This is a genomic window from Nocardioides sp. (genome assembly GCF_024509035.1).
Classification (GTDB): Bacteria; Actinomycetota; Actinomycetes; order Propionibacteriales; family Nocardioidaceae; genus Nocardioides.
Genome location: NZ_JANINT010000192.1, coordinates 21,538 through 28,282, shown reverse-complemented (window position 1 = coordinate 28,282; position 6,745 = coordinate 21,538). Strand labels below are relative to the sequence as shown.

Annotated in this window: 6 protein-coding genes; 2 read left to right on the top strand and 4 right to left on the bottom strand. The window is 73.7% G+C overall.

Going from position 1 to position 6,745, the window contains the following annotated elements:
• The coding region (locus tag Q0L15_RS14405) for a multicopper oxidase domain-containing protein (RefSeq protein ID WP_296605143.1) at positions 1-1,380 on the top strand (1,380 nt) is incomplete at its 5' end.
• A gap of 53 nt (positions 1,381-1,433) precedes the next feature.
• Positions 1,434-1,667, top strand: a complete 234-nt coding sequence (locus tag Q0L15_RS14400) for a DUF2249 domain-containing protein (protein WP_296605142.1) — start codon at positions 1,434-1,436, stop codon at positions 1,665-1,667.
• Between the two features lie 205 nt (positions 1,668-1,872).
• On the opposite strand, the gene Q0L15_RS14395 is transcribed toward Q0L15_RS14400, so the two are convergent.
• From Q0L15_RS14395 to Q0L15_RS14380, 4 genes are all read right to left on the bottom strand, one after another.
• Positions 1,873-2,634 (bottom strand): DsbA family protein, encoded by a 762-nt coding sequence (locus Q0L15_RS14395; protein WP_296605141.1) that lies wholly within the window; start codon positions 2,632-2,634, stop codon positions 1,873-1,875.
• A gap of 96 nt (positions 2,635-2,730) precedes the next feature.
• On the bottom strand, positions 2,731-4,956 hold the full coding sequence (locus tag Q0L15_RS14390) for a glycoside hydrolase family 3 C-terminal domain-containing protein (protein ID WP_296605140.1): 2,226 nt from the start codon (positions 4,954-4,956) through the stop codon (positions 2,731-2,733).
• 107 nt (positions 4,957-5,063) lie between these two features.
• Complete coding sequence (locus tag Q0L15_RS14385; protein WP_296605139.1) at positions 5,064-5,849, bottom strand: DUF6390 family protein; 786 nt, start codon at positions 5,847-5,849, stop codon at positions 5,064-5,066.
• Positions 5,842-6,738 carry a DMT family transporter gene (locus tag Q0L15_RS14380; RefSeq protein ID WP_296605138.1) on the bottom strand — a complete coding sequence of 299 codons (897 nt, stop codon included), beginning with the start codon at positions 6,736-6,738 and terminating at the stop codon, positions 5,842-5,844. Before Q0L15_RS14380 ends, Q0L15_RS14385 begins: the two co-directional genes overlap by 8 nt.
• Positions 6,739-6,745 lie beyond the last annotated feature (7 nt).

Sequence of the window (6,745 nt, the reverse complement as noted above, 5' to 3'; positions counted from 1 at the left end):
GCCACCGGCGTCGCGCTGGTCGTGCTCGCCGTCGCCGCCGGCGTCGCGGTCGACCCGGCCGCGCTCGCCGGGACCGAGCGCACGCCGTCGTCGGCGGGTGTGGCCGCCACCGGCCTCACCACCCGCGTGCAGGTCAGTGCGGCGGACATGCGGTTCTCCCCCGACACCGTGCGGGTGCCCGCCGGCAACCGTCTGGTCATCGAGCTGACCAACGCCGACGACAGCACGGTCCACGACCTCGTGCTCGACTCCGGCGCCGACAGCGGCCGGCTGTCCCCCGGCGAGACCACGACGCTCGACGTCGGCGTCGTCGGTCGCGACATCGAGGGCTGGTGCTCGGTCGTCGGGCACCGCCAGATGGGGATGGTCCTCCACGTCGAGGTCACCGGGCTGGCCGAGGCGACCGCGGCGTCCGACACCGGCAGCGGGTCGATGGGCGACATGCCGGGCATGGACCACGGGGCCGCCTCCCCCGAGACCGGCACCGGCGGCCCGGCTGCCGCAGCACTCGACCTCGCTGCCTCCCCCGGCGCGGGCTTCGAGGCGCACGACCCGCACCTCCCGCCGCTGGAGCGGTCCCGGGTGCACCGCCGTACGTTCCGGGTCACGGAGATGCAGGCCGAGGTGGCCCCGGGGGTGCGGCAGCAGCTGTGGACCTACAACGGCACCATGCCCGGACCGACCCTGCACGGGCGGGTGGGCGACCGCTTCGTCATCCGGCTGGTCAACGACACCTCGATGGGCCACTCCATCGACTTCCACGCCGGCGAGACCCCGCCCGACCAGCGGATGCGCACGATCGCGCCCGGCGAGTCGCTCGTCTACCGGTTCACCGCCACCCACGCCGGCGCGTGGCTCTACCACTGCTCGACGATGCCGATGTCGGTGCACATCGCCAACGGGATGTTCGGTGCCGTCGTGATCGACCCACCCGGCCTGCCGCGCGTCGACAAGAGCTTCCTCATGGTGCAGTCCGAGCTCTACCTCGGCGACCAGGACGGCCCCGCCGACGCGACCAAGGTGATGGGCGAGCAGCCCGACGCCGTGGTGTTCAACGGCTACGCCAACCAGTACGACCACGACCAGCTCGAGGTGAAGGCCGGCGATCGCGTCCGGATCTGGGTCGTCGACGCCGGTCCCAACCGCACGAGCGGCTTCCACGTCGTCGGCGAGCAGTTCGACACGGTCTTCGCCGAGGGCGCCTACCTGCTCAGGCGGGGCAACGCGGAGCACGGCGGGAGCCAGGTGCTCTCGCTCGGCGCAGCCCAGGGCGGGTTCGTCGAGCTGTCCTTCGACCGGCCCGGCCACTACCCGTTCGTGTCCCACCTCATGGTCGACGCCGAACGGGGCGCGCACGGGATCGTGCACGTCACCCGCTGAGGCCCTCTGTCGACCAGACCACCAGCCCACCAGAGAAACCCGAAGGAGATGACATGTCCGACCGCAACCTGGACGTCCGCACCGAGATCCCCGCGCGGCGCCACGAGCTGATCTTCACGACCTACCACGAGCTCGCCCCGGGCGACGGCTTCGTGCTGGTCAACGACCACGACCCGAAGCCGCTCTACTACCAGTTCGCCGCCGAGCACCAGGGCGAGTTCTCCTGGGACTACCTCGAGGAGGGCCCCGAGGTCTGGCGGGTCCGGATCGGCCGCGTCGCCGCCTGATCGCCCGGCCGCCAGCCGACTCGGCACCTCTGCATCTCAGCAGGGTGCCGAGTCGGCCTGTCCTGCTGGATGAGTGTGTCTGCTACGAGGTCGCAGAACGTCGTACGGCGGGTGCTACCTCTTGCCCTGTCCGTATGACGTCCCGGGGCGACCACACCGACCCACCCGACACTCAGCAAGGACCCGGCCCAGCGTTGCGCCCGGATCAGGAGGCCAGGTAGGAGTACCGCCACGAGCCGCCCGTCGCGGAGACCCAGGTCAGCGCGGGCGGGTCCGACACCGGCGGGTACCGGCGCGGGTCGGGCAGCACCGGGTCGACCTCGGCGCCGGCGTGCAGGATCGCCTTCTCCAGGCGTCGCAGGGCGGTCTCGCCCGACACGGGCAGCGCGCCGTCGACGACGAGGACCGGGAGCGTGAGCGGCCCGGCAGCTGCGTGATCGCTCAACATCTCCGCTTGGGTCGCCCAGTCGCGGATGCGGCGAGCCGCCCCGCCCGTGATCGGCCCCCGGGTCGAGGTCACGGCCATGCCGAACTCGCGCACCGGGACCGAGGTGGAGTGGCTGCGCATGAGGGCTCCGGCCAGCAGCCGGCGCAGCACCTCCGGGTTGCCGATGTCGGCACCGCGCTCCCAGTAGGCGGAGAACAGCAGGCGCCGTACGTCGTCCGCGACGCCCGCGCCGCAGGCCTCCGCGTAGGCGGCGACCGCGGCGCCCGTGTTGAGCCGCCCGGTCGGCGGCGACGCGGGCAGGTCCTCCCCCGGGAGCAGGAGCTCCCGGACGGAGTCCAGCTCGCGGGCGAGCTCCTCGCGGTCAGCGGGCGCCAGCGGCACGCCGCCCACGGGGGCTCGCGGGTCGGCCTCCACCGCGCGCCAGTCGACCTGGACGCCCGCTGCGCCGAGCGCGTCGACGCGCCGGCTCGCCAGGTAGGCGCCGGCTGATCCGAAGTCCGAGTAGATGACGAGTCCCATCACGATCCCCTCCCACGGCGCACCGCCGTACCACATTTGTCACGACAATACTCGTTTTTAATGCGGTCGGCGTGAGACCTGGGTCACACCCCGCCGTCAGCGTCGGAGGCGTCCGTGGAGCGGGAGGTCGCGCGACGAGGTCCCCACTGCCACGCGGTAGCTGCCGGGCACGACGACCCACCGGTCCCGGCGGGTGCTCCAGATCGAGAGGTCGCGGCGGTCGAGCGTCAGCTCCACCCGGCGGGCCTCCCCCGGGCGCAGCGTCAGCTTCGTGAATCCCTTGAGCTGCTTCGGGGGCTCCCCCGCCCGCTTCGGCGAGGAGAGGTAGAGCTGCGGGACCACCGCGCCGGCCCGGCGACCGGTGTTGCGGACGACGAAGCTGACCCGCGCTCCCTGGGCGGTCGGTCGCACGACGAGGTCGCGGAAGCCGAAGGTGGTGTAGCCGAGCCCGTACCCGAACGGGAACAGCGGCCGGGTGCCGGTGGCGTCGTACCAGCGGTAGCCGACCAGCAGGCCCTCGCTGTAGGTCTCGGTGCCGTCGACACCGGGGTAGGCCTCGGGAGCGAACGGGTTCTGGGCCTCGTCGACCGGGAACGTCTGCGGCAGCCGACCGCCCGGCTCGCGGACGCCGTAGAGCACGTCGGCGAGGGCGTTGCCGTGCTCGAGCCCGCCGTACCACGGCACCAGCACGGCGCCGGCGTCCGCCAGCCACGGCATCCGGACCGGCGCCCCGACGTCGAGGACGACCACGGTGTTCGGGTTCGCGGCGGTGGCCGCGGCGATCATGTCCTCCTGCTCGATCGGGATCGCCTGGCAGAACACCGTCACGCAGGCGGCCGGTCGCAGGCCGAGGTCGGCGCGGTCGGTCCCCTCGCTGGAGCCGTCCGTGGCCACCACGACGACCACGTCGGCAGCGGCCGCGGCGAGGCGGGCGTCGACGACGTTCGAGCCCTCGGCGTAGACGACGCGGTCGCCCCGCTCGAGCGCCGCCCGCGTGATGCCCTCGAGCGGCGAGACGACCCGCGGCGGCAGGCCGCTGCCGTGGGACGAGCCGCCGCCGGAGACCGCGTTGGCCGCGCCGACCGGGTTGGCCGCCCAGCCGATGACCGCGATCGTGCGACCGCCGTCGGTGGGCTGGAGCGGCAGCAGCCGGTCGCGGTTCTTGAGCAGCACCGTCGCGTCGGCGGCCGCCCGCCGTGCGACCGCGAGGTGCCCGGGCGTCGAGACGTCGGACAGGTAGGGCCCCGCCCCGGGCGAGACCGGCTCGTCGAACAGGCCGTGCTCGAACATCGGGCGCACGATGTTGCGGACCATGTCGTCGATGCGCGCCTGGGTGAGCTCGCCCTCGGCGAGCGCGGCCCTGAGCTGGTCGGCACCGAAGTAGCGCCCGGCGCTCCCGGTGACCGGGGTCGCCGGGGCGCCCGCCGCGAACGCGTGCATCTCGAGGTCGAGGCCGGCGCGCGCCGACGGCGCGGTGGAGTGGACGGCTCCCCAGTCGGAGACCACGAACCCGTCGAAGCCCCACTCGTCACGCAGGTAGCCGGTGAGCATCTCAGGGTTCTCGCACGCGTAGGCGCCGTCGATCTTGTTGTAGGAGCACATCACCGACCCGACATCGGCCTTCTTCACCGCCGCCTCGAACGCCGGGAGGTAGATCTCGCGCCGGGTGCGCTCGTCGACCCGGGCGTCGATCGACATCCGCTCGGTCTCCTGGTTGTTGAACGCGTAGTGCTTGGCGTCGGCGAGCACGGGGTGGGACTGGATGCCCTTGATGACGGCGACGGCCGTGCTCGAGGCGAGGTAGGGGTCCTCACCGAAGTACTCGAAGTTGCGCCCGTTGTACGGCGTGCGTGCGATGTTCATGCCCGGTCCGAGCATCACGTTGATGCCCTTGGCGAACGCCTCGGCTCCGATCGTGCTGCCGATGCGCCGCTGCAGGGCGGGGTCCCACGTGGCCGCCTGCGCGACGCCGGAAGGGAACACGGTGGTGGCGATCTGCAGCCCGGCGACGCCGGACCCCGCATCGCTCAGCACCAGGTCGGGGATGCACAGGGCCGGGATGCCGTCGACGTGGCCCGCCGTCCCCCAGTAGGTGAACCACGGCGGGTCGCCGAAGGTCAGCATGTGCAGCTTCTGGTCCTGGCTCATCGCCGCGACGAGCGCGTCCGCCCGGCGGTCGGCCGAGTCGGACCGGTCCATCCAGGCCGCGCAGGGATCGGCGGCGGCAGCGGCGCTCTCCGGCGCCGCGGCGACCAGAGCGGTGGGCACGCTCACCGCGGCCAGGGCGGTGAGGAGCGCGAGGGTCTGTCGGCTGCGGCGCATCTGGCACTCCCGGACGTCGGCTCGGACGGTGACGGCTGTCACCGTCGTAACGGCCCGGGCCCGCCCCGGTCACGGTGGCGGTGCTCACGCCACCCGCCGTGCGTCCTTCAGCCCACGGCCGCGGCGAGTCCGACGCTGTTGACGACCGCGAGCTGGTCGAGCGTGCGCCGTCGCAGCTCGACGAGCTGCCCGCGCTCGAGGCGCTCACAGACCCAGTCCCAGTGCAGCGAGCACCAGTCCCCCGGCTCCACGGCGCCCGCCAGCCCGCGGTCGCCGACCCGGAGCACGGCGGTCTCCTCGACCGGCGACCCGAGGCTGAGCCGGCGGCCGTCCCAGGTGAGCGGGCGCGACCGCACGACGGCGTCGGCGCCGGAGGTCGCCAGCACCTGCCCCCAGCGCACCCGGCAGCGGTCGACGACGCGCAGCGGCTCGGCACCCCCGCGGCCGCCGCGCAGCAGACCGACCCACGGATAGACCCCGAACACGTGGAAGGCGTGGTGCGGCACGGCACCCGCCGGGACCTGGGCCTCCAGGTGGGACCAGGCCGGTCGCGACGTACGCCGACGGAACCGGAGCTCCACGGAGTCGCCCAGCAGGCGCGGACCCACGCGGTCGAGCAGCGCGTTGCCGACCCAGTAGGCCTCGACGACGCGGGCGTCCAGCGGGTCGGTCAGACCGTTGGCGACGGCGATCAGCTCGAGGTAGGGCCACGCGCCCTCGAAGCCGCGCAGCAGACGCCGCAGGTCCGGGTCGTCGGCGCCCGCCGCGGCCTGCTCCAGGAGCTGTGCGGCCGCGTCCGGGCCGCAGTAGCCGAGCGCGTTCGGCGGGTAGGCGTAGCGCGCGAACCGCAACGGCCCGTTCGCCGCCCGGGATGCGCCGGTCCGCTCACTCATCGGCGCGGACCAGCTCCGCACGAGGACGCAGACCGAGCCAGCACACCAGCCCCACAGCCCCGACGAGGAGCAGCTGCCAGCCGGCCTGCGGAGCCAGCGCGGCACCGTCGGCCACCGCCTGGATCACGGCGGTCACCGGCACGGCGAGCACCAGGACCGCCGTCACGTCGACGGCCTGGGCGCGCGCGAGCGCGGCGAACCAGGTGGCGACGTACGCCGACAGGAGCAGCCCGGTAAGCAGCACCCATCCGACCTGCTCGTCGGTCAGCGCGCCCAGCGCGTCGAGCCGGCCGCGCACGGCGAGCCACCCGAGGAGGGCGATCGAGCCGATCGCCATGCGGGCGACCCCCACCGTCCACGACGACAGCGAGGCGAGCAGGCGCTTGGCCACGACGACCTCGACCGACCACAGCAGCGTCGCCGCCAGGATCAGCAGCTCCGCGCTGCCCAGCGATCCGGGCACGCCGCCCGCGATCCCGGCCTGCCCGACGAGGAGCGCCCCGATCGCCACCCAGTGGCCCCACTGGAGCCGCTCGCGCAGCAGCGCGACGGCGAGCAGCGCCACCCAGAGCACCAGCGTCTTGTGCACCAGCGCCGCCTGCGTGGAGGTCGCCCGGGCCAAGCCCTCGAAGAACAGCACGAACGCGACGCCGCCGCCGAGCACGCCCACGCCGAGGAGCCCGAGCCACTGGCCCGGTCCGTGCGGCCGGCCCGACGCCGATCCTTGCCGTCGACCGCCGACGACGAGGAGCAGGACGGCCAGCACGACGGCCGCGACGAGGTTCTTGGCCGTGGTGTAGGCCGTCGCGTCGTCGAACTCCCGCACCCCGGAGGCGTTGACCCACACCGACACCCCGCTCACGGCGGCGGTCGCCAGTGCGAGCAGCATCCCTCGC